Origin of the sequence: Streptomyces sp. NPDC051133 (assembly GCF_040682635.1) — a bacterium.
Lineage (GTDB): Bacteria > Actinomycetota > Actinomycetes > Streptomycetales > Streptomycetaceae > Streptomyces.
Genome location: NZ_JBFBBK010000026.1, coordinates 31,730 through 50,613, shown reverse-complemented (window position 1 = coordinate 50,613; position 18,884 = coordinate 31,730). Strand labels below are relative to the sequence as shown.

Annotated in this window: 18 protein-coding genes and 1 pseudogene; 14 read left to right on the top strand and 5 right to left on the bottom strand. The window is 70.4% G+C overall.

Translation table 11 applies throughout. From position 1 onward, the window contains the following. The first annotated feature begins 101 nt into the window (after positions 1 to 101). The 3 genes from AB0N17_RS25805 to AB0N17_RS25795 all read left to right on the top strand — a co-directional run bounded on the left by AB0N17_RS25805 (position 102) and on the right by AB0N17_RS25795 (position 6,102). A complete protein-coding gene (locus AB0N17_RS25805; RefSeq protein WP_366013852.1) occupies positions 102 to 842 on the top strand; it encodes a response regulator transcription factor in 741 nt (246 codons plus the stop codon). Continuing rightward, positions 839 to 1,990: a HAMP domain-containing sensor histidine kinase gene (locus AB0N17_RS25800; protein WP_366013850.1), complete on the top strand. Its 1,152-nt coding sequence runs from the start codon at positions 839 to 841 to the stop codon at positions 1,988 to 1,990. Before AB0N17_RS25805 ends, AB0N17_RS25800 begins: the two co-directional genes overlap by 4 nt. Positions 1,991 to 2,292: 302 nt before the next feature. Further along, complete coding sequence (locus tag AB0N17_RS25795; protein ID WP_366013848.1) at positions 2,293 to 6,102, top strand: multifunctional oxoglutarate decarboxylase/oxoglutarate dehydrogenase thiamine pyrophosphate-binding subunit/dihydrolipoyllysine-residue succinyltransferase subunit; 3,810 nt, start codon at positions 2,293 to 2,295, stop codon at positions 6,100 to 6,102. Positions 6,103 to 6,177: 75 nt separating this feature from the next. Here the strand turns inward: AB0N17_RS25795 and AB0N17_RS25790 are convergent, their stop codons facing one another. Next, positions 6,178 to 6,357 (bottom strand): DUF6104 family protein, encoded by a 180-nt coding sequence (locus AB0N17_RS25790; RefSeq protein WP_073491365.1) that lies wholly within the window; start codon positions 6,355 to 6,357, stop codon positions 6,178 to 6,180. 179 nt (positions 6,358 to 6,536) lie between these two features. On the opposite strand from AB0N17_RS25790, the gene AB0N17_RS25785 reads away from it, so the two are divergent. Then, complete coding sequence (locus AB0N17_RS25785) at positions 6,537 to 7,463, top strand: DUF4097 family beta strand repeat-containing protein (protein WP_366013847.1); 927 nt, start codon at positions 6,537 to 6,539, stop codon at positions 7,461 to 7,463. A gap of 1 nt (position 7,464) precedes the next feature. After that, positions 7,465 to 8,490 (top strand): helix-turn-helix transcriptional regulator, encoded by a 1,026-nt coding sequence (locus tag AB0N17_RS25780; RefSeq protein ID WP_366013846.1) that lies wholly within the window; start codon positions 7,465 to 7,467, stop codon positions 8,488 to 8,490. Positions 8,491 to 8,725: 235 nt separating this feature from the next. On the opposite strand, the gene AB0N17_RS25775 is transcribed toward AB0N17_RS25780, so the two are convergent. Both AB0N17_RS25775 and AB0N17_RS25770 read right to left on the bottom strand, forming a co-directional pair. Next, entirely contained in the window at positions 8,726 to 9,691 is a 966-nt protein-coding gene (locus AB0N17_RS25775) for a zinc-binding dehydrogenase (protein WP_366013845.1), read from the bottom strand. A 192-nt stretch (positions 9,692 to 9,883) separates the two neighbouring features. Further along, positions 9,884 to 11,107: an NADP-dependent malic enzyme gene (locus tag AB0N17_RS25770; protein ID WP_366013844.1), complete on the bottom strand. Its 1,224-nt coding sequence runs from the start codon at positions 11,105 to 11,107 to the stop codon at positions 9,884 to 9,886. 567 nt (positions 11,108 to 11,674) lie between these two features. Here AB0N17_RS25770 and AB0N17_RS25765 point away from each other — a divergent pair. From AB0N17_RS25765 to AB0N17_RS25755, 3 genes are read left to right on the top strand one after another with little or no spacing between them, the layout of a single operon-like run. Beyond that, the gene (locus AB0N17_RS25765) at positions 11,675 to 12,634 is read left to right on the top strand and encodes an ABC transporter substrate-binding protein (protein WP_366013842.1); all 960 of its coding nucleotides are present in this window, start codon (positions 11,675 to 11,677) and stop codon (positions 12,632 to 12,634) included. 38 nt (positions 12,635 to 12,672) lie between these two features. Then, positions 12,673 to 13,605 (top strand): amino acid ABC transporter permease, encoded by a 933-nt coding sequence (locus AB0N17_RS25760; protein ID WP_366013841.1) that lies wholly within the window; start codon positions 12,673 to 12,675, stop codon positions 13,603 to 13,605. Between the two features lie 50 nt (positions 13,606 to 13,655). Continuing rightward, positions 13,656 to 14,408, top strand: a complete 753-nt coding sequence (locus AB0N17_RS25755) for an amino acid ABC transporter ATP-binding protein (RefSeq protein ID WP_366013935.1) — start codon at positions 13,656 to 13,658, stop codon at positions 14,406 to 14,408. Positions 14,409 to 14,512: 104 nt separating this feature from the next. Here AB0N17_RS25755 and AB0N17_RS25750 read toward each other — a convergent pair whose 3' ends face one another. Then, positions 14,513 to 15,271 carry a class I SAM-dependent methyltransferase gene (locus AB0N17_RS25750; RefSeq protein WP_366013840.1) on the bottom strand — a complete coding sequence of 253 codons (759 nt, stop codon included), beginning with the start codon at positions 15,269 to 15,271 and terminating at the stop codon, positions 14,513 to 14,515. A 99-nt stretch (positions 15,272 to 15,370) separates the two neighbouring features. Here AB0N17_RS25750 and AB0N17_RS25745 point away from each other — a divergent pair, with 99 nt between their 5' ends. Further along, the gene (locus AB0N17_RS25745; RefSeq protein WP_366013839.1) at positions 15,371 to 16,000 is read left to right on the top strand and encodes a CGNR zinc finger domain-containing protein; all 630 of its coding nucleotides are present in this window, start codon (positions 15,371 to 15,373) and stop codon (positions 15,998 to 16,000) included. Here AB0N17_RS25745 and sodX read toward each other — a convergent pair. Next, entirely contained in the window at positions 15,904 to 16,338 is a 435-nt protein-coding gene (sodX, locus tag AB0N17_RS25740; RefSeq protein ID WP_366013934.1) for a nickel-type superoxide dismutase maturation protease, read from the bottom strand. The two genes, AB0N17_RS25745 and sodX, sit on opposite strands and share 97 nt — an antisense overlap. A 145-nt stretch (positions 16,339 to 16,483) precedes the next feature. On the opposite strand from sodX, the gene sodN reads away from it, so the two are divergent. The 5 genes and pseudogenes from sodN to AB0N17_RS25715 all read left to right on the top strand — a co-directional run. Further along, positions 16,484 to 16,879 (top strand): superoxide dismutase, Ni, encoded by a 396-nt coding sequence (gene sodN, locus AB0N17_RS25735; RefSeq protein ID WP_023546844.1) that lies wholly within the window; start codon positions 16,484 to 16,486, stop codon positions 16,877 to 16,879. Between the two features lie 131 nt (positions 16,880 to 17,010). Further along, positions 17,011 to 17,409 (top strand): helix-turn-helix transcriptional regulator, encoded by a 399-nt coding sequence (locus AB0N17_RS25730; protein WP_366013838.1) that lies wholly within the window; start codon positions 17,011 to 17,013, stop codon positions 17,407 to 17,409. Between the two features lie 66 nt (positions 17,410 to 17,475). Then, positions 17,476 to 17,892 carry a VOC family protein gene (locus tag AB0N17_RS25725; RefSeq protein ID WP_366013837.1) on the top strand — a complete coding sequence of 139 codons (417 nt, stop codon included), beginning with the start codon at positions 17,476 to 17,478 and terminating at the stop codon, positions 17,890 to 17,892. A gap of 43 nt (positions 17,893 to 17,935) precedes the next feature. Beyond that, entirely contained in the window at positions 17,936 to 18,691 is a 756-nt protein-coding gene (locus tag AB0N17_RS25720; RefSeq protein WP_366013836.1) for a VOC family protein, read from the top strand. A gap of 107 nt (positions 18,692 to 18,798) precedes the next feature. Further along, positions 18,799 to 18,884, top strand: a pseudogene (locus tag AB0N17_RS25715) (VOC family protein); the annotation flags it as partial.

Below are 18,884 nucleotides of genomic sequence, written 5' to 3'. Positions count from 1 at the left end.
CGATCCCCGTAGGGTGCTGCCCTGACGCGGATCATTCAAGCGTCAATCGCAGACATGGGATCACCCCACGGGTTCCGGAAAGCAACAAGCAGGGGCGGGCGATGGAGCAGACACACACCTCCCAGAGCGGCGCGGCGGCGACCACCCAGGGCGCACAGCGCCGGGTGCTGGTCGTCGAGGACGACCCCACGATCGTCGACGCCATCGCGGCCCGGCTGCGTGCCGAGGGATTTCTCGTGCAAACCGCGTCGGACGGCCCGGCGGCCGTCGACACGGCCGAGGCCTGGCAGCCCGACCTGCTGATCCTCGACATCATGCTGCCGGGCTTCGACGGTCTGGAGGTCTGCCGGCGCGTGCAGGCCCAGCGGCCGGTGCCGGTCCTGATGCTGACCGCGCGGGACGACGAGACGGACATGCTGGTCGGGCTCGGGGTCGGCGCGGACGACTACATGACCAAGCCGTTCTCGATGCGGGAGCTGGCGGCACGCGTGCACGTGCTGCTGCGCCGGGTGGAGCGGGCGGCCGTCGCCGCGACCACGCCCCGCTCCGGCATCCTGCGGCTCGGCGAGCTTGAGATCGACCACGCCCAGCGCCGGGTCCGGGTGAAGTCCGAGGACGTCCACCTGACGCCCACCGAGTTCGACCTGCTGGTGTGCCTGGCGAACACCCCGCGCGCGGTGCTCTCCCGGGAGCAGCTGCTGGCCGAGGTGTGGGACTGGGCGGACGCCTCCGGCACCCGTACGGTCGACAGCCACATCAAGGCGCTGCGCCGGAAGATCGGCGCCGAGCGGATCCGCACGGTGCACGGCGTCGGATACGCGTTGGAGACGCCGACGCCATGAGCAGTGACGGGCGCCAGGCCGCACGGAGGAGCCCCGGGCTCCCCGGACACTCCGGAGCCTTCAAGGCCGCCGGAGGGGACCCCTGGGGCGGCGTACGCCCGTTCTCGATCAAGACCAAGCTGGGTGCGCTGGTCGTCATCGCGGTGCTGATCACCACCGGCCTGTCGATCGTCGCGGTGCACACCAAGACGGAGCTGCGCTTCATCACGGTCTTCTCGATGATCGCCACCCTGCTCATCACGCAGTTCGTGGCGCACTCGCTCACCATGCCGCTGGACGAGATGAACACGGTGGCCCGGTCCATCTCGCAGGGCGACTACACGCGCCGGGTCCGGGATGGCCGCCGGGACGAGCTGGGCGATCTGGCCCAGACGATCAACGTCATGGCGGACGAGCTGGAGGCGCAGGACAGCCAGCGCAAGGAGCTGGTGGCGAACGTCTCGCACGAGCTGCGCACCCCCATCGCCGGGCTGCGCGCGGTGCTGGAGAACATCGTCGACGGGGTCACCGAGGCCGACCCGGAGACCATGCGGACGGCCCTGAAACAGACCGAGCGGCTCGGCCGGCTGGTGGAGACCCTGCTGGACCTCTCCCGGCTCGACAACGGCGTCGTACCGCTGAAGATGCGCCGGTTCGAGGTGTGGCCCTACCTGTCGGGCGTGCTGAAGGAGGCCAACATGGTCGCCTCCGCGCGCGCGGGCATCGCCTCCGGGTCCGGGAGCCACACGCGTACGGACGTCCATCTGCACCTGGACGTCTCCCCGCCGGAGCTGACCGCGCACGCGGATCCCGAGCGCATCCACCAGGTCGTCGCGAACCTGATCGACAACGCGGTCAAGCACAGCCCGCCGCACGGCCGGGTGACCGTGAAGGCGCGGCGCGGCGCGCAGCCGGAGTCGCTGGAGCTGGAGGTCCTGGACGAGGGCCCCGGCATCCCGCGCTCGGAGTGGCACCGGGTCTTCGAGCGGTTCAACCGGGGCGCGGCCACCCGGCCGCACGGCCCCGGCAGCGACGGCGGTACGGGGCTCGGGCTGGCGATCGCCCGGTGGGCGGTGGATCTGCACGGCGGCCGGATCGGTGTGGCCGAATCCGAGCGGGGCTGCCGGATCATCGTCACTCTTCCGGGACTGTCTTCCTCGTCAAGTTGACGTAAGGTTCGAACCGGAAGCCCAAGATCCACGAGCGTCCGCGCCGTTCCGCGCAGCTGGACACGTGTGATCAGCGGCAGGCCCGAGCAGCACGTCGCACGTGGGTGCGACGGGCTCCGGTCGGCACACCCTTCCGCATCCGGAACCACGCTTGTTTCCCGCCATATCAAGCCCTGAAACAAGATTTCTGATGTGACTTACGCGACGATGAACGGGCCCGACCTGACCTTCACGGTCTTGGGGGCGTAGCCTTTATTTCCGCTGTCCATCACCTTGTGAAGCGGAAGAGGGCGGTTGCCGCCGTGTCGCCACAGTCCCCCAGTAACTCAACGAGCGTCTCCACCGACGACCAGGCCGGGAAGAACCCCGCGGCCGCGTTCGGTCCGAACGAGTGGCTCGTCGACGAGATCTATCAGCAGTACCTCCAGGACCCCAATTCGGTAGACCGTGCCTGGTGGGACTTCTTCGCCGATTACAAGCCGGGGGCTCCTGCCACGCCGGCTCCGGCGGGTACTGCGGCCGCGGGGGCCGCAGAGACCACCTCCCCGGCCCCTCAGGCCCAGGCCGCACCCGCGCCTGCTCCCGCGGCCCCGAAGCCCGCCGCGGCCCCTGCTCCGGCTGCCGCTCCGGCACCCGCTCCCGCGGCGAAGGCCGCGGCCCCGACCCCGGCCAAGCCGGCGCAACCCGCACAGGCGCCCGCTCAGCCGAAGTCCAAGGCCGCCGCCCCCGCGCAGGAAGCCCCCGGGGGCCCCGAGCTGATCACGCTGCGCGGACCGGCCGCCGCCGTCGCGAAGAACATGAACGCCTCGCTGGAGCTGCCGACCGCCACCTCGGTCCGCGCGGTCCCGGTGAAGCTGCTGTTCGACAACCGCATCGTCATCAACAACCACCTCAAGCGCGCCCGCGGCGGGAAGATCTCCTTCACGCACATCATCGGGTACGCGATGGTGCAGGCCATCAAGGCCATGCCGTCGATGAACTGGTCGTTCGGCGAGAAGGACGGCAAGCCGACCCTGATCAAGCCGGCGCACGTCAACCTCGGCCTGGCCATCGACCTGGTCAAGCCGAACGGTGACCGCCAGCTCGTCGTGGCCGCCATCAAGAAGGCCGAGACGCTGAACTTCTTCGAGTTCTGGCAGGCCTACGAGGACATCGTCCGCCGCGCCCGCGAGGGCAAGCTGACGATGGACGACTTCACCGGTGTCACGGTGTCCCTGACCAACCCCGGCGGCCTCGGCACCGTCCACTCGGTACCGCGCCTGATGCCCGGCCAGTCCGTGATCATGGGCGTCGGCTCCATGGACTACCCGGCCGAGTTCCAGGGCACCAGCCAGGACACCCTGAACAAGCTCGGTGTCTCCAAGGTCATGACGCTCACGTCGACCTACGACCACCGCGTCATCCAGGGCGCCGCCTCCGGCGAGTTCCTGCGCCAGGTCGCCAACCTGCTGCTGGGCGAGAACGGCTTCTACGACGACGTCTTCGAGGCGCTGCGCATCCCCTACGAGCCGGTCCGCTGGCTCAAGGACATCGACGCCAGCCACGACGACGACGTCACCAAGGCCGCCCGCGTCTTCGAGCTGATCCACTCCTACCGGGTCCGCGGCCACGTCATGGCCGACACCGACCCGCTGGAGTACAAGCAGCGCAAGCACCCCGACCTGGACATCACCGAGCACGGGCTCACCCTGTGGGACCTGGAGCGCGACTTCGCGGTCGGCGGCTTCGCCGGCAAGTCGATGATGAAGCTGCGCGACATCCTCGGCGTGCTGCGCGACTCGTACTGCCGCACCACCGGCATCGAGTTCATGCACATCCAGGACCCCAAGCAGCGCAAGTGGATCCAGGACCGCGTGGAGCGCCCGCACTCCAAGATGGAGCGCGAGGAGCAGCTGCGGATCCTGCGCCGGCTGAACGCGGCGGAGGCCTTCGAGACCTTCCTGCAGACGAAGTACGTCGGCCAGAAGCGCTTCTCGCTGGAAGGCGGCGAGTCCGTCATCCCGCTGCTCGACGCGGTGATCGACTCGGCCGCCGAGTCCCGCCTGGACGAGGTCGTCATCGGCATGGCCCACCGCGGCCGCCTGAACGTCCTCGCCAACATCGTCGGCAAGTCGTACGCGCAGATCTTCCGCGAGTTCGAGGGCAACCTCGACCCGAAGTCGATGCACGGCTCCGGCGACGTGAAGTACCACCTGGGCGCCCAGGGCACCTTCACCGGCCTGGACGGCGAGCAGATCACGGTCTCGCTGGCCGCCAACCCGTCCCACCTGGAGACGGTCGACCCGGTCATCGAGGGCATCGCCCGCGCCAAGCAGGACATCATCAACAAGGGCGGCACGGACTTCACGGTCCTGCCCGTCGCGCTGCACGGTGACGCGGCCTTCGCGGGCCAGGGCGTGGTGGCCGAGACCCTGAACATGTCGCAGCTGCGCGGCTACCGCACCGGCGGCACGGTCCACATCGTCATCAACAACCAGGTCGGCTTCACCGCGGCCCCCGAGTCCTCGCGTTCCTCCATGTACGCGACGGACGTGGCCCGCATGATCGAGGCCCCGATCTTCCACGTGAACGGCGACGACCCGGAGGCCGTGGTCCGCGTCGCGCGGCTGGCCTTCGAGTTCCGCCAGGCGTTCAACAAGGACGTGGTGATCGACCTCATCTGCTACCGCCGCCGCGGTCACAACGAGTCGGACAACCCGGCCTTCACCCAGCCGCTGATGTACGACCTGATCGACAAGAAGCGCTCGGTGCGCAAGCTCTACACCGAGTCCCTGATCGGTCGCGGCGACATCACCCTGGAAGAGGCCGAGCAGGCCCTGCAGGACTACCAGGGCCAGCTGGAGAAGGTCTTCACGGAGGTCCGCGAGGCCACCTCCCAGCCGGCCGACGGCCCGGTGCCGGACCCGCAGGCGGACTTCCCGGTCGCCGTGAACACCGCGATCTCCACGGAGATCGTCAAGCGGATCGCCGAGTCCCAGGTCAACATCCCCGACTCCTTCCACGTCCACCCGCGTCTGCTGCCGCAGCTGCAGCGCCGGGCGACGATGGTCGAGGACGGCACGATCGACTGGGGCATGGGCGAGACCCTCGCGGTCGGCTCCCTCCTGCTGGAGGGCACCCCGGTCCGTCTGTCCGGCCAGGACTCCCAGCGCGGCACCTTCGGCCAGCGTCACGCGGTCCTCATCGACCGCGAGTCGGGCGAGGAGTTCACGCCGCTGATGTACCTCGCCGAGGAGCAGGCGCGCTACAACGTCTACAACTCGCTGCTGTCCGAGTACGCCGTCATGGGCTTCGAGTACGGCTACTCGCTGGCCCGCCCGGACGCGCTCGTCATGTGGGAGGCGCAGTTCGGCGACTTCGTCAACGGCGCGCAGACCGTGGTCGACGAGTACATCTCGGCGGCGGAGCAGAAGTGGGGCCAGACGTCCGGCGTCACCCTCCTCCTCCCGCACGGCTACGAGGGCCAGGGCCCGGACCACTCCTCGGCCCGCGTCGAGCGGTTCCTCCAGCTCTGCGCCCAGAACAACATGACGGTCGCCATGCCGACCCTCCCGTCGAACTACTTCCACCTCCTGCGGTGGCAGGTGCACAACCCGCACCACAAGCCGCTGGTGGTCTTCACCCCGAAGTCGATGCTGCGCCTGAAGGCCGCCGCGTCGAAGACGGAGGAGTTCACGTCGGGTCAGTTCCGCCCCGTCATCGGCGACGCCACCGTGGACCCGGCTGCGGTCCGCAAGGTCGTCTTCGTGGCCGGCAAGCTGTACTACGACCTCGAGGCCGAGCGGCAGAAGCGGGGCGTCACGGACACGGCGATCATCCGCATCGAGCGCCTGTACCCGCTGCCGGGTGCCGAGCTCCAGGCGGAGGTCAACAAGTACCCGAACGCCGAGAAGTACCTGTGGGCGCAGGAGGAGCCGGCGAACCAGGGTGCCTGGCCGTTCATCGCGCTCAACCTGATCGACCACCTGGACCTGGCGGTCGGCGCGGACATCCCGGCCGGCGAGCGGCTGCGGCGCATCTCGCGCCCGCACGGCTCGTCCCCGGCGGTGGGCTCCGCCAAGCGCCACCAGGCCGAGCAGGAGCAGCTGGTGCGTGAGGTGTTCGAGGCGTAGGCCTCCGGCGGTTCCGCCGACACCAAGGGCCCGGCACCGAGTTCTCACTCGGTGCCGGGCCCTTCGCCTGCCTGCTTATTCGTCGTCCTCGTCGTCGAGGCGGGCGAGCCAGGTGGCCAGCCGCTCGACGGGCACCTCGAAGTCCGGATTCAGATCCACGAACGTGCGCAGCTGCTCGGCAAGCCACTCGAAGGTGACCTCTTCCGCGCCACGCCGCTTCTCCAACTCCTCGATACCACGGTCGGTGAAGTACATGGGGTTGCGTCTCCTGCGTATACATCCAGGCCGGTGATGGCTTCCCCACCAGCCTATGCAACGCGCCGCCCCCGCGGTCATTCACCCTCACGGGACCTTGACTTCCCCTCGCCACGATATATCGTGTTTCCCGGGGACGCGATATGGCGTGTCCCTGTGCCCGTGCCGAGGAGGCCCCGATGTCCGAGTGGTCCGTCACCGAGCCCCGCAAGCTCAGCTTCGACACCCCCGTGCACGAGCTCCACGTCCGCGTGGTCAACGGCGCGGTCAACGTGGTGGGCACGGACGACCCCACCCCCCGCCTGGAGGTCTCCGACATCGAGGGCCCACCCCTCGTGGTCACTCACGAGTCCGGCACCCTCACCGTCGCCTACGAGGACCTCCCCTGGAAGGGCTTCCTCAAGTGGCTCGACCGCAAGGGCTGGCGCCGCAGCGCGGTCGTCTCCCTGGCGGTCCCCGCCGGCACCCGTGTGGAGGTGGGTGTGGTCGGCGCCGCCGCGGTCGTCTCCGGCATCCGCGGCCCCGCCGTGGTCAAGGGAGTGACCGGCGACACCACCCTCGTCGGCATCTCGGGCCCGGTCCGCGCGGACACCGTCTCCGGGAACGTGGAAGCCCAGGCGGTCACCGGCGACCTGCGGTTCAACTCGGTCTCGGGCGACCTGACCGTGGTCGACGGCTCCGGCCCCTCCGTCCGCGCCGACTCCGTCAGCGGCTCCATGATCGTCGACCTGGACCCGGACGGTCCCACGGAGGTCGGCCTCACCAGCGTCTCCGGCGAGATCGCCATCCGCCTGCCGCACCCGGCGGACGCCGAGGTGGAGGCGAACACGGCGAGCGGCACGATCTCCAACGCCTTCGACGGACTGCGCGTGCACGGCCACTGGGGCGCGCACAAGATCACCGGCCGCCTGGGCGCCGGCACCGGCAGACTCCGCGCCACCACTGTCTCCGGCTCGATTGCCCTGCTGCGCCGTCCGCCCCGGGAGGACGAGGAGGACCCGGCGACCGGGCGGGAGACCGCCTCGGGGGACAATTCCGCCTCCGGCAAGGGCTCCGACGCCACCGGCGCCCCGGCCGACGGCACGACCGACAAGAAGGTGCTCTGACATGCCTCCCGTCTTCGCCCACGGCCGCCTCCGCCTGTATCTGCTGAAGCTGCTCGACGAGGCTCCGCGCCACGGCTACGAGGTGATCAGGCTCCTCGAGGAGCGCTTCCAGGGGCTGTACGCCCCCTCGGCGGGCACGGTCTACCCCCGCCTGGCCAAGCTGGAGGCCGAGGGTCTGGTCACGCACACCACCGAGGGCGGCCGCAAGGTGTACGCCATCACGGAGGCGGGCCGGGCCGAGCTGGCCGACCGCAGTGGTGAGCTGGCGGACCTGGAGCTGGAGATCCGGGAGTCGGTCGCGGAACTTGCCGCCGAGATCCGGGCCGACGTGCGCGGCGCGGCCGGTGATCTGCGCCGTGAGATGCGTGCGGCCGCCACCGAGGCACGCCGGGGCGCGAAGAACGGCCGGGGCGCGCCGGGCACCCAAGGGGAGTACGGCGACCTGGGCGACAAGGAGGCCTGGCAGGCTGCCAAGGAGGAGATGCGCCGGGTCAAGCAGGAGTGGAAGGAACAGGCGCGGCGGGCCAAGGACGAGAGCCGCCGGGCCCGTGAGGAGGCCCAGCGGGCCCGTCGGCAGGCCCAGGAGGCGCAGGCGCGGGCGCGGGTCCAGGCGCAGGAGGAGATGCAGCGCATCGCCCGGCGGGTCCAGGACCGCGTCCAGGACCACTTCGCCCGCGGCGACTGGCCGACCGGTGTCCGCGAGGGCCTGACCGAGATGGCCAAGGAGTTCGGCGAGTTCGGCAAGGACTGGGCCTTCGGCCGCACTCCCGCGGCGGAGCCGGCGGCACCGCAGTACTCCGCCACCCCGGAGGACTTCCCGGCCGCGTACGAACCCTCCTGGTCCCACGAGGAGCCCACCGGCGACCCGGCCCGCGACCTGGACCGCCTCCTGGACCGCTTCCGCGACGACATCCGCGACGCGGCCCGCGACCACGGAGTCACCTCCGACGAACTCCAGGAGGCCCGCCACCACCTGTCGACAGCGGCGGCCCGCATCGGCGCACTCCTGCGAACACGGAAGGGGTGAGCCGGGAGGGGCGAGCCGGAAGGGGTGAGACGGAAGGGGGGCGAGCCTGAAGGGATGAGCCGGAAGGGCAGGGCGGGAGGCAGCGGGCAGTCCCGCGCGTCGGCGCGCCTCGCCCAGGGCCTGCCGTACCGCCTCCCGGCGCTCCGCACCCCGTCAACCTGTGTTGACATCGAGAGTACGGAAAAGGCGGGCCCGGTGACCGGACCCGCCTCAGCGGTCCACCCCTGACGCCACCTCAGGAGTTGGTCAGCACGATCTTCCCGAACTGCTCCCCCGACGCGAGCCGCTCGAAGCCCTCGCGGGCCCGGTCCAGCGGCAGCTCCTCGTCGATGACGGGCCGTACACCGGTCGCGGCGCAGAAGGAGAGCAGGTCCTCCAGCTCGTCCTTGGTGCCCATGGTGGAGCCGACGACCTTCAGCTCCAGGAAGAAGATCCGGGTCAGCTCGGCGTGCGAGGGCCGGTCCCCGCTGGTGGCGCCGGAGATGACGACGGTCCCGCCGGGCCGCAGCGACTTCACCGAGTGGGACCAGGTGGCGGCGCCGACGGTCTCGATCACGGCGTCCACCCGCTGCGGCAGCCGGGCCCCCGGCTCCACCGCCTCGACGGCCCCCAGCTCCAGCGCCCGCTTGCGCTTGGCCTCGTCCCGGCTGGTGGCGAAGACACGGAGCCCCGCCGCCTTGCCGAGCACGATCGCGGCCGTGGCGACACCGCCGCCCGCGCCCTGCACGAGGACCGAGTCCCCGGGGCGTACGCCGGCGTTGGTGAAGAGCATCCGGTACGCCGTCAGCCAGGCCGTCGGCAGACAGGCGGCCTCGGCGAAGGACAGCTCCTTGGGCTTGGGCAGGATGTTCCAGGTCGGCACGGCGACCTGCTCGGCGAAGGTGCCCTGGTAGCGCTCGGTGAGGATGGAGCGCGGCTCGTCCGGGCCGACGCCGTGGCCGGTCTGGCCGATGACGGAGTGCAGGACGACCTCGTTGCCGTCCTCGTCGATCCCCGCGGCGTCGCAGCCGAGGATCATCGGCAGCCGGCCCTCCGGGAGGCCGACGCCCCGCAGGGACCAGAGGTCGTGGTGGTTGAGGGAGGCGGCGCGCACCGTGACGGTGCTCCAGCCGGGGCGGGCCTCGGGAGCCGGACGCTCCCCCAACTCGAGGCCGCTGAGCGGCTGGTCGCGGTCGATGCGGGCGGCGTAGGCAGCGAACATGCAGCCGACGATAGGGGTACTGATCAACCGACGGAACGGCGCGGGGCTGTGACACATGCCCTCTTGCGCAGGGGCACCCGTCCAGCGCAGCCCGGCAGGCGGGAGGAACGGGACAGGAAAAGGGCCCCGTCCGACCGGACGGGGCCCTTTCCGCGCGACGCCGGTGACACCCGACGCCGGCGAGGCGCGACGTCAGCGACGCGCGACGCCCTCGGCGCGGGCGGCCGCGGCCACCGCGGCCGTGACGGCGGGAGCGACCCGCTCGTCGAACGGCGAAGGAATCACGTAGTCGGCGGCGAGGTCGTCACCGACCACCGCGGCCAGTGCCTCGGCGGCGGCGATCTTCATGCCCTCGGTGATCCGGGTCGCCCGGACCTGCAGCGCGCCCGCGAAGATGCCCGGGAAGGCCAGCACGTTGTTGATCTGGTTCGGGAAGTCCGACCGCCCGGTCGCGACGACCGCCGCGTACTTGTGGGCGACGTCCGGGTGCACCTCGGGGTTCGGGTTGGCCATCGCGAACACGAAGGCGCCCTTCGCCATGGAGGCCACGGCCTCCTCCGGGACCGTACCGCCGGAGACGCCGATGAAGACGTCGGCGCCCGCGAGGGCGTCCTCCAGCGAGCCGGTGATGCCGGCCTTGTTGGTGAACCCCGCCAGCTCGCGCTTGACCGGCGTCAGGTCCTCCCGCTCGGCCGAGACGACGCCCTTGCGGTCCGTCACCGCGACGTCCCCGATGCCGGCCTCGATCAGCATCTTGGCGATGGCGACACCGGCCGCGCCGGCGCCCGAGATGACGGCCCGCAGCTGCCCGATCTCGCGCCTGCTGAGCCGGGCCGCGTTACGGAGCGCCGCCAGCGTCACGACGGCCGTGCCGTGCTGGTCGTCGTGGAAGACCGGAATGTCGAGGGCTTCCTGGAGCCGGCGCTCGATCTCGAAGCACCGGGGCGCCGAGATGTCCTCCAGGTTCACTCCGCCGAAGGACGGGGCGAGCCGGACGACGGTCTCGACGATCTCGTCCACGCCGGTGCAGTCGAGCGCGATCGGGACCGCGTCGACCCCGCCGAACTGCTTGAACAGGATCGCTTTGCCCTCCATCACGGGGAGGGAGGCCTGGGGACCGATGTCCCCGAGTCCGAGCACGGCCGTACCGTCGGTCACGACGGCGACCACCGAGGACTTCCACGTGTAGTCGTTGACCAGCTCCGGCTGCTCCGCGATCGCGGTGCACACGCGCGCGACGCCGGGCGTGTACGCGAGGGAAAGGTCGTCCTTGTCGCGGACCGGCACGGTGGCCTGCACGGCCATCTTGCCACCGCGGTGCAGCGCGAACGCCGGATCGAAGGAATCGAGGGGCTCGGCCCCGCCGTCCTGATCCGTATTGCTGTCGCTGCGAGGATTGACGATCTCCGCTGCCACTTTGTATTACCCCTTAGCTATGCATGGTTTGAGGGTCGACCACTCCTGGTGAGGGGTGGGCGGGCACCGCGCACGGCCCGATTGCGGATACGTACGGGTCATACGCGACGGGCGCGCCGCACACGCGCCCTGAGCCCCGGATGAGGGGTGTAAAGAACCTTCTTACCGGACGGACGGTGCCCGCGACGAGTCCAATAGGTGCAAGGTCACATCACTGGACCGGAATGCCACGAGCGCATGACATGCGTCTGACAGGACGACAACGCGCGTCGGCAAGGGTCTTGCGTGGTGGGAAAGGCCACGGCTGCGTTCGACCACATCCTGAGACGGGGCGAAGATTTTCCGGCCACGGGACGGGATTCCCGCAGATGGTGCGGGGTCAACTGCCGGGGGTGCACCGCGCTGACGGGGTTCGGGGGTGACCCGTTATCCGATTTTGACATAGCGACGCACCTGAACGGCGTAGTCCGAATGGCAAGATGCGGTAAACCCACGAGGTCGCGACACCCGAAGGTGTGTGTCTGATTCGACCCATCGGCCCTCTTCCCATCCGCCGGAGGAACCACGATGACCGCAAGCTCCACCCGTCGTACGACCGCCGCGCGCTCTCATCTGGCCGCGGCCGGTGCGATAGCGGTCGCAGGCGCCCTGCTGCTCACCGGCTGCGGTGACCAGACCAAGGACAAGAACAAGCACTCCGGCAGCGCGGCCGCGAACACCGCCCCGCTGGCCGACAAGCTCCCCAAGGAGATCCGGGACAAGGGCAAGATCGAGGTCGGCTCGGACATCGCCTACGCCCCGGTGGAGTTCAAGGACTCCTCCGGCAACGTCTCCGGCCTGGACCCGGACCTCGCCGCGGCCCTGGGCAAGCAGCTCGGCGTGACGCTGGAGTTCCAGAACGGCACCTTCGACGGCCTGCTCACCGGTCTGCGCTCCGGCCGCTACGACATCGCGATGTCGGCGATGACGGACAACAAGAACCGCCAGGAGGGTGTCGACCCGGACACCGGCAAGAAGGTCGGCGAGGGCGTCGACTTCGTCGACTACCTGACTGCCGGTGTCTCGATCTACACCCGCAAGGGCGACACCAACGGCATCACGAGCTGGTCGGACCTGTGCGGCAAGAAGATCGCCGTCGAGCGCGGCACCGTCTCGGAGGACCTGGCCAAGCAGGAGGCCAAGAAGTGTAAGGGCGGCAAGAAGCTCACCATCGAGCCCTTCGACGACGACCAGCAGTCCCAGACCCGCCTGCGCTCGGGCGGCGTGGACGCGGCCTCCTCCGACTTCCCGGTGGCGGCGTACGCGGTGAAGACCTCCGGCGGCGGCAAGGACTTCCAGGTCGTCGGCGACCAGGTCGAGGCGGCTCCGTACGGCATCGCCGTGGCCAAGAAGGACACCCAGCTGCGCGACGCCCTCAAGGCCGCGATGGACGCGATCATCAAGAACGGCGAGTACGCGAAGATCCTCCAGAAGTGGGGCGCCCAGGACGGCGCCGTCAAGCAGTCCGCGATCAACGGCGGCAAGTGACCCGCGGCACGACGAGCGGCCACTGAGAGGCAACATCCGTGACTGACATCGAGAAGACGGCCGGGGCGCAGGGCACTCCCCCGGCCGGCCCGGAGGCCATCAGAGCCATCCCGGTCCGGCACTACGGGCGATACGTTTCCGCCGTTGTCGCCATCGCACTCCTCGTCGCGATCGTCTACGCGTTCGGCCAGGGCGACATCAACTGGCACGCGGTGCCGGACTACTTCTTCGACCACCGGATCATGACCGGTGTCTACAAGACCCTCCTGCTGACGGTCCTGTCGATGCTGATCGGCATCGCCGGCGGCATCCTCCTCGCGGTGATGCGGCTGTCGAAGAACCCGGTGACCTCGGCGATCGCCTGGTTCTACATCTGGTTCTTCCGCGGCACACCGGTCCTGGTCCAGCTGTTCCTGTGGTTCAACCTGGGCCTGGTCTTCAAGTACATCAACCTGATGCCGCTCTACAAGGACGAGTGGTCGAACTTCATGACGCCGTTGCTGACGGCGCTGCTCGGCCTGGGTCTGAACGAGGCGGCGTACATGGCCGAGATCTGCCGGGCGGGTCTGCTCGCGGTGGACGAGGGCCAGACCGAGGCGGCCCACGCGCTCGGCATGAGCCACAGCAAGACGCTGCGCCGGGTGATCATCCCGCAGGCGATGCGCGTGATCGTGCCGCCCACGGGCAACGAGGTCATCAACATGCTGAAGACGACCTCGCTCGTGGCGGCCGTCCAGTACCCCGAACTGTTCCGCTACGCCCAGGACATCGGCCAGAACTCGGGCGCCCCGGTGGAGATGTACTTCCTCGCCGCCGCCTGGTATCTGATCATGACCTCGATCCTGAGCGTCGGCCAGTACTACATCGAGCGCTACTACGCCCGCGGCTCCAGCCGCAGCCTCCCGCCCACCCCGTGGCAGAAGGTCCGGGCGCATCTGACGACCTTCTCCAGCAGGAAGGTCACGGCATGACCGACAAGCTGAGCAAGACCCAGGACACCCCGCCGAAGGCCGGCGTCCCGATGGTCAGGGCCGAGGGCGTGCACAAGTCCTTCGGCCAGGTCGAGGTGCTCAAGGGCATCGACCTGGAGGTGAAGCCGGGCGAGGTCTTCTGCCTCATCGGCCCCTCCGGCTCCGGCAAGTCGACCTTCCTGCGGTGCATCAACCACCTGGAGAAGATCAACGCGGGCCGGCTGTACGTCGACGGCGAGCTGGTCGGCTACCGCCAGCAGGGCGACAAGCTCTACGAGCTGCGCGACCGCGAGGTCGCCCTGAAGCGCCGGGACATCGGCATGGTCTTCCAGCGCTTCAACCTGTTCCCGCACATGACGGCCGTGGAGAACGTCATGGAGGCGCCGGTCCAGGTCAAGGGCGTGACCAGGACGCAGGCCCGGGACCGGGCGATGCAGCTGCTGGAGCGGGTGGGCCTGGCCGACCGGGCCGGGCACTACCCCTCGCAGCTCTCCGGCGGCCAGCAGCAGCGCGTGGCGATCGCCCGGGCGCTCGCGATGGACCCGAAGCTGATGCTGTTCGACGAGCCGACGTCGGCCCTGGACCCGGAGCTGGTCGGTGACGTCCTGGACGTCATGCGGGACCTCGCCGAGTCGGGCATGACCATGGTCGTCGTCACCCACGAGATGGGCTTCGCCCGCGAGGTGGGCGACAGCCTGGTGTTCATGGACGAGGGCGTGGTGGTCGAGTCGGGCCATCCGCGGGAGGTCCTGACGAACCCGCAGCACGAGCGGACGCAGTCGTTCCTGTCCAAGGTGCTGTGACGCCGCGCCGGGACGGCGTGCGGTGCTGGAAGAGCGGTTGCTGAAAAGGGGCGGTACGCGTACGCGTACCGCCCCTTTTCGTCGTACGGCGGTCGTACGGCGGTCTACTTCAGGGCGAGGAGCAGCGTGTCCGACGGCGAGCACCACACCGGCCGGGCCTCGCCGAAGCCCCGCGCCAGCAGGGCGCGGGCGTGCCAGGCCGGCGACGGCGTGTCCCCGTCGGCGTGCTCGCCGTAGATCTCGAAGCGGCGCGCGGTCGGCTCGGCGAGGACCGGGTCCTGCGCCGCCAGCTGCCACCACTCGGCCCAGTCCAGGACACCCTCCTTCTTGGCCTGATCCATGCGCGTGTGCCGCCGGCTCCGCTCCGCCGCGTTGATCCGGGGCGTGCTCTCGTCGATCATGTGATCCGCGTTCATGAAGACACCGCCGTCGCGGACCAGCCCCGCGACCTGACCGTAGAGGGCCGCGAGGGGTTCGCTGTGCAGCCAGTGCAGGGCCGTGGCGGTCAGGACGGCGTCGTAGGAGTCGTACGGCAGCCTCGCGGGCCACTCGGGCTCCTTGAGGTCGGCGGTGACGAAGGAGACCCGGTCGTCGCCCTCGAAGGTGCCGCGCGCGATGGCGAGCAGGGCCGGGTCGAGGTCGACGCCGGTGCTGGTGGCCTGGGGGAAGCGGGTGAGCAGCCGGGCCGTGATGCTGCCGGTGCCGCACGCGAGGTCGAGCACGCGTGGAGCGGTACCGACGAGCGCCTCGACCAGGTCGAGCATGATTCTGAAGCGATCCTCACGGTCCGGCATGTACCACTCCTGTTGGCGGTCCCAGCTCCGCTGCCAGGCCTGCCAGTCGGTTCCGGTACTCGTGGCCATGGAACCCTCTCTCCTCCGGAGCGCGTAATACCCTGGATACACGACCGGCTGTTACCCGACCGCAGACTCGACCATAAAGCGCCCTCGTAAGGACAACAAGTGGAACTGGCCTATTACTCGGATTACGCCGTCCGTCTCGTCAACAGCGAGGAGCCGGCCCGGGGCAAGGACTCCCTGACCTCGGTCGAGGCCGTCCGCGACCTCTTCGGCGGCAACGCGTCGGCGGCCCGCCGTGCCACCGACGCCGACGTCACACGCTTCCGGTCGGTGCGGTCCCGGCTGCGCTCGGTCTTCGAGGCGGCCGACCAGGGCGACGAGACGCTCGCCGTGGACCTGCTGAACTCGCTGCTGCTGGAGTTCCCGGTGAGCCCCCAGATCTCCGGGCACGACTTCCGGGACGAGGACGGCCGCCCTCTGTGGCACATGCACCTGGCCGACCACCCGTCCAACGCCACCGCCGGGTACGCGGCGATCGCGGCGATGGGTCTCGCCTTCCATCTGACCGAGTACGGCGTGGACCGCCTCGGCGTCTGCGAGGCGACCCCCTGCCGCAACGCCTACCTGGACACCTCCACCAACCGCTCCCGGCGCTACTGCTCCGACCGCTGCGCCACCCGCGCCAACGTGGCCGCCTACCGCGCCCGCAAGCGCCTGGAGGCCGACCGGTCGGGCAGCAGCGGCCTGGCGGCCGAGAGCGCCCAGCGCGCCAGCGCCAGCGGCGAGCGCTGACCGGCCCGCAGCGGCCGGTACCGGAACCAGGCCCGGCCCAGGATCAGCTCCTCCGGTACGACGCCGTAGTCGGTGCTGTCCCCGCCCGCGTAGGGGTTGTCCCCGAGCACCCACCAGCCGCCGTCGCGCCGCTCCACGGCCCGCTTGACGACCAGCAGGTCCTGCTGGAACGGGTGCCGAAGGACCACGATGTCGCCGGCCCGGACCACGCCCCCGTACCGCACCACCAGCTGGTCCCCGTGCCGGAGCGTGGGCACCATGGACGGCCCCGTGACCTCGGCCAGCCCGAACGGCGCAGCGGCCCTCCCCCGCTCGGTCTCCTGCGACAGCTCCGGCATCCCCGGCACCTCCCCGGTCCGTTCCTCCACCAGTCTCAGTCTCACCCTGGACTTTTGTCCTAAGCCCTAGGGGGCACTCACGAAAACCGGTCCCTCAGGGAGTAATGTCGCACCTGAGAAGACGATCACGAGGAAGGAATGCTCCATGCTTTCCCGCCTGTTTGCCCCCAAGGTCAAGGTCAGCGCCCACTGCGACCTGCCCTGCGGCGTGTACGACCCGGCCCAGGCCCGCATCGAGGCGGAGTCGGTGAAGGCCGTCCAGGAGAAGATGGCCGGCAACGACGACCCCCACTTCCAGGCGCGCGCCACTGTCATCAAGGAGCAGCGCGCGGAGCTCGCGAAGCACCACGTCTCCGTCCTCTGGAGCGACTACTTCAAGCCCCCGCACTTCGAGAAGTACCCGGAGCTGCACCAGCTGGTCAACGACGCCCTGAAGGCCCTCTCGGCCGCCAAGGCGTCGACCGACCCGGCGACGGGCCAGAAGGCGCTGGACTACATCGCCCAGATCGACAAGATCTTCTGGGAGACCAAGAAGGCCTGAGGCCCTCTCCTCCCCTGAAAGGGGCCCGACCGGTTCTCCGGTCGGGCCCCTTGCCTGTGTGCTTGCCTGTGTGGGCGGCGTTCAACCTCGGCCGGTCCTCGCGGAGAGCCGTCTGTGCCAAGCTGAAGGGCATGACCCTGGAGGACCTCAGACGGCTGCGCCGGGTGCGCGACCGCATGGACCGCGAGTACGCCGAGCCCCTCGACATGGCCGCGCTGGCCCGCGACGCCCTGATGTCCCCCGGTCACTTCCAGCGCAGCTTCCGCAAGGCCTTCGGGGAGACGCCGTACAGCTACCTGATGACCCGGCGGATCGAGCGGGCCAAGGCGCTGCTGCGCCGGGGCGACCTCAGCGTGACCGACGTGTGCCTCGCCGTCGGCTGCACCTCGCTGGGCTCCTTCAGCTCCCGGTTCACCGAGCTGGTCGGCGAGACGCCGAGCGCCTACCGGGCCCGCGACCATCAGGAGAGCGCGGTGATCCCGTCCTGCGTGGCCCGTACCTTCACCCGCCCGCGCCGGCGGCCCTACTGAGGCCGCACCGAGTCCTCGCGTCCCGACACCCGCGCATCGCGGCCCGAAGAGGCCTAGCGTGACGTCATGGACGTGAAACTCAAGCAGTGCTTCATCGCCGTGGACGACCACGACAAGGCCCTCGCCTTCTACTGTGACGTGCTCGGCCTGGAGATCCGTAACGACGTCGGCTTCGAGAACATGCGCTGGGTCACCCTGGGTTCGCCGCTCCAGCCGGACGTCGAGATCGTGCTGGAGCCGCCGGGCGCCAACCCGGACGCCTCCCCCGCCGACCGGCAGGCACTCGCCGAGCTGCTCGCCAAGGGCATGCTGCGCGGGGTGATCTTCACCACCGAGGACTGCGACGCGCTGTACGAGCGGGTGCGGGAGTCCGGCGCCGATGTGCTGCAGGAGCCGACGGACCAGCCGTACGGGGTGCGCGACTGCGCCTTCAGGGACCCGGCCGGCAACCAGCTCCGCTTCCTGCAGCGCCCGGCGGGCTGAATCACCCCGGCGGGCCGGGGAGCCGGCCCCTACACTCCCCTCCATGATCATCCGCTGGACCTACGTCTTCGCCGACCGCCCCGCCGCCCGCCTGCCCGAGGCCGGCGCCTTCTGGACGGCCGTCACCGGTACCCGGCTGTCCGAACCGCGCGGCGCGCAGGGCGAGTTCATGACCCTGCTGCCCGAGGGCGCGGACGCCTGCGGCAAGCTCCAGGGCGTCGCCGACGCGGACGGCGGCGCCCACCTCGACCTGTGTGCCGAGGACGTCCGGGAGCTGGTCGGCACGGCCCGTGACCTCGGCGCGGAGGTCGTGGCCGACCACGGCGCGTGGGCCGTGCTGCGGTCACCCGCCGGGCAGTTGTTCTGCGCCGTGCCCTGGCACGGGGAGTCGGTACGGCCGCCCGTCGTGGCGGGCAGCCGGCTGGACCAGGTGTGCCTCGACATCCCGCCGTCCGCGTACGGCACCGAGTCCGCCTTCTGGGCCCGGCTCACCGGCTGGGAGCGACGCGCGGGCTCCCGGCCCGAGTTCGTCACGCTCGTGCCCCCCGCGGGGCTGCCCGTCCGGATCCTGCTCCAGCGGCTCGACGACGAGCGCCCCGCCTCCGCCCACCTGGACCTGGCCTGCGCGGACATCGCCGCGGTCCGTGCCCGGCACGAGCGGCAGGGGGCCGTCCTCCTCCGGGAGGGCGCCCACTGGGCGGTGATGCGCGATCCGGCCGGCGGCACGTACTGCCTCACCGGGCGGGACCCGGAGACGGGTGGCCTGCCGGCCGGCGGTCAGCGGTCCGTGCCGGCGTAGACGCACACGAGCGGGGTGCCGTACGGCTCCGCGGCCGAACCGGTGGCAGACCCAGGGGCCGAAGCGGCCGCGAACTCCGGCGGGCAGCCGTGCCGCGGGCCGTCCTCCTCCGGGAGGGCGCCCACTGGGCGGTGATGCGCGATCCGGCCGGCGGCACGTACTGCCTCACCGGGCGGGACCCGGAGACGGGTGG

What these genes read in the sequence shown, in the direction of transcription:
- AB0N17_RS25805 (WP_366013852.1), top strand. Translation starts at nt 102, where the DNA reads ATGGAGCAGACACACACCTCCCAGAGCGGCGCGGCGGCGACCACCCAG.
- AB0N17_RS25780 (WP_366013846.1), top strand. Translation starts at nt 7,465, where the DNA reads ATGCCTCCCGTCTTCGCCCACGGCCGCCTCCGCCTGTATCTGCTGAAG.
- AB0N17_RS25750 (WP_366013840.1), bottom strand. Translation starts at nt 15,271, where the DNA reads ATGGCCACGAGTACCGGAACCGACTGGCAGGCCTGGCAGCGGAGCTGG.
- AB0N17_RS25720 (WP_366013836.1), top strand. Translation starts at nt 17,936, where the DNA reads ATGATCATCCGCTGGACCTACGTCTTCGCCGACCGCCCCGCCGCCCGC.
- AB0N17_RS25725 (WP_366013837.1), top strand. Translation starts at nt 17,476, where the DNA reads ATGGACGTGAAACTCAAGCAGTGCTTCATCGCCGTGGACGACCACGAC.
- AB0N17_RS25800 (WP_366013850.1), top strand. Translation starts at nt 839, where the DNA reads ATGAGCAGTGACGGGCGCCAGGCCGCACGGAGGAGCCCCGGGCTCCCC.
- AB0N17_RS25730 (WP_366013838.1), top strand. Translation starts at nt 17,011, where the DNA reads ATGACCCTGGAGGACCTCAGACGGCTGCGCCGGGTGCGCGACCGCATG.
- sodN (WP_023546844.1), top strand. Translation starts at nt 16,484, where the DNA reads ATGCTTTCCCGCCTGTTTGCCCCCAAGGTCAAGGTCAGCGCCCACTGC.
- AB0N17_RS25775 (WP_366013845.1), bottom strand. Translation starts at nt 9,691, where the DNA reads ATGTTCGCTGCCTACGCCGCCCGCATCGACCGCGACCAGCCGCTCAGC.
- AB0N17_RS25755 (WP_366013935.1), top strand. Translation starts at nt 13,656, where the DNA reads ATGGTCAGGGCCGAGGGCGTGCACAAGTCCTTCGGCCAGGTCGAGGTG.
- AB0N17_RS25785 (WP_366013847.1), top strand. Translation starts at nt 6,537, where the DNA reads ATGTCCGAGTGGTCCGTCACCGAGCCCCGCAAGCTCAGCTTCGACACC.
- sodX (WP_366013934.1), bottom strand. Translation starts at nt 16,338, where the DNA reads ATGCCGGAGCTGTCGCAGGAGACCGAGCGGGGGAGGGCCGCTGCGCCG.
- AB0N17_RS25765 (WP_366013842.1), top strand. Translation starts at nt 11,675, where the DNA reads ATGACCGCAAGCTCCACCCGTCGTACGACCGCCGCGCGCTCTCATCTG.
- AB0N17_RS25790 (WP_073491365.1), bottom strand. Translation starts at nt 6,357, where the DNA reads ATGTACTTCACCGACCGTGGTATCGAGGAGTTGGAGAAGCGGCGTGGC.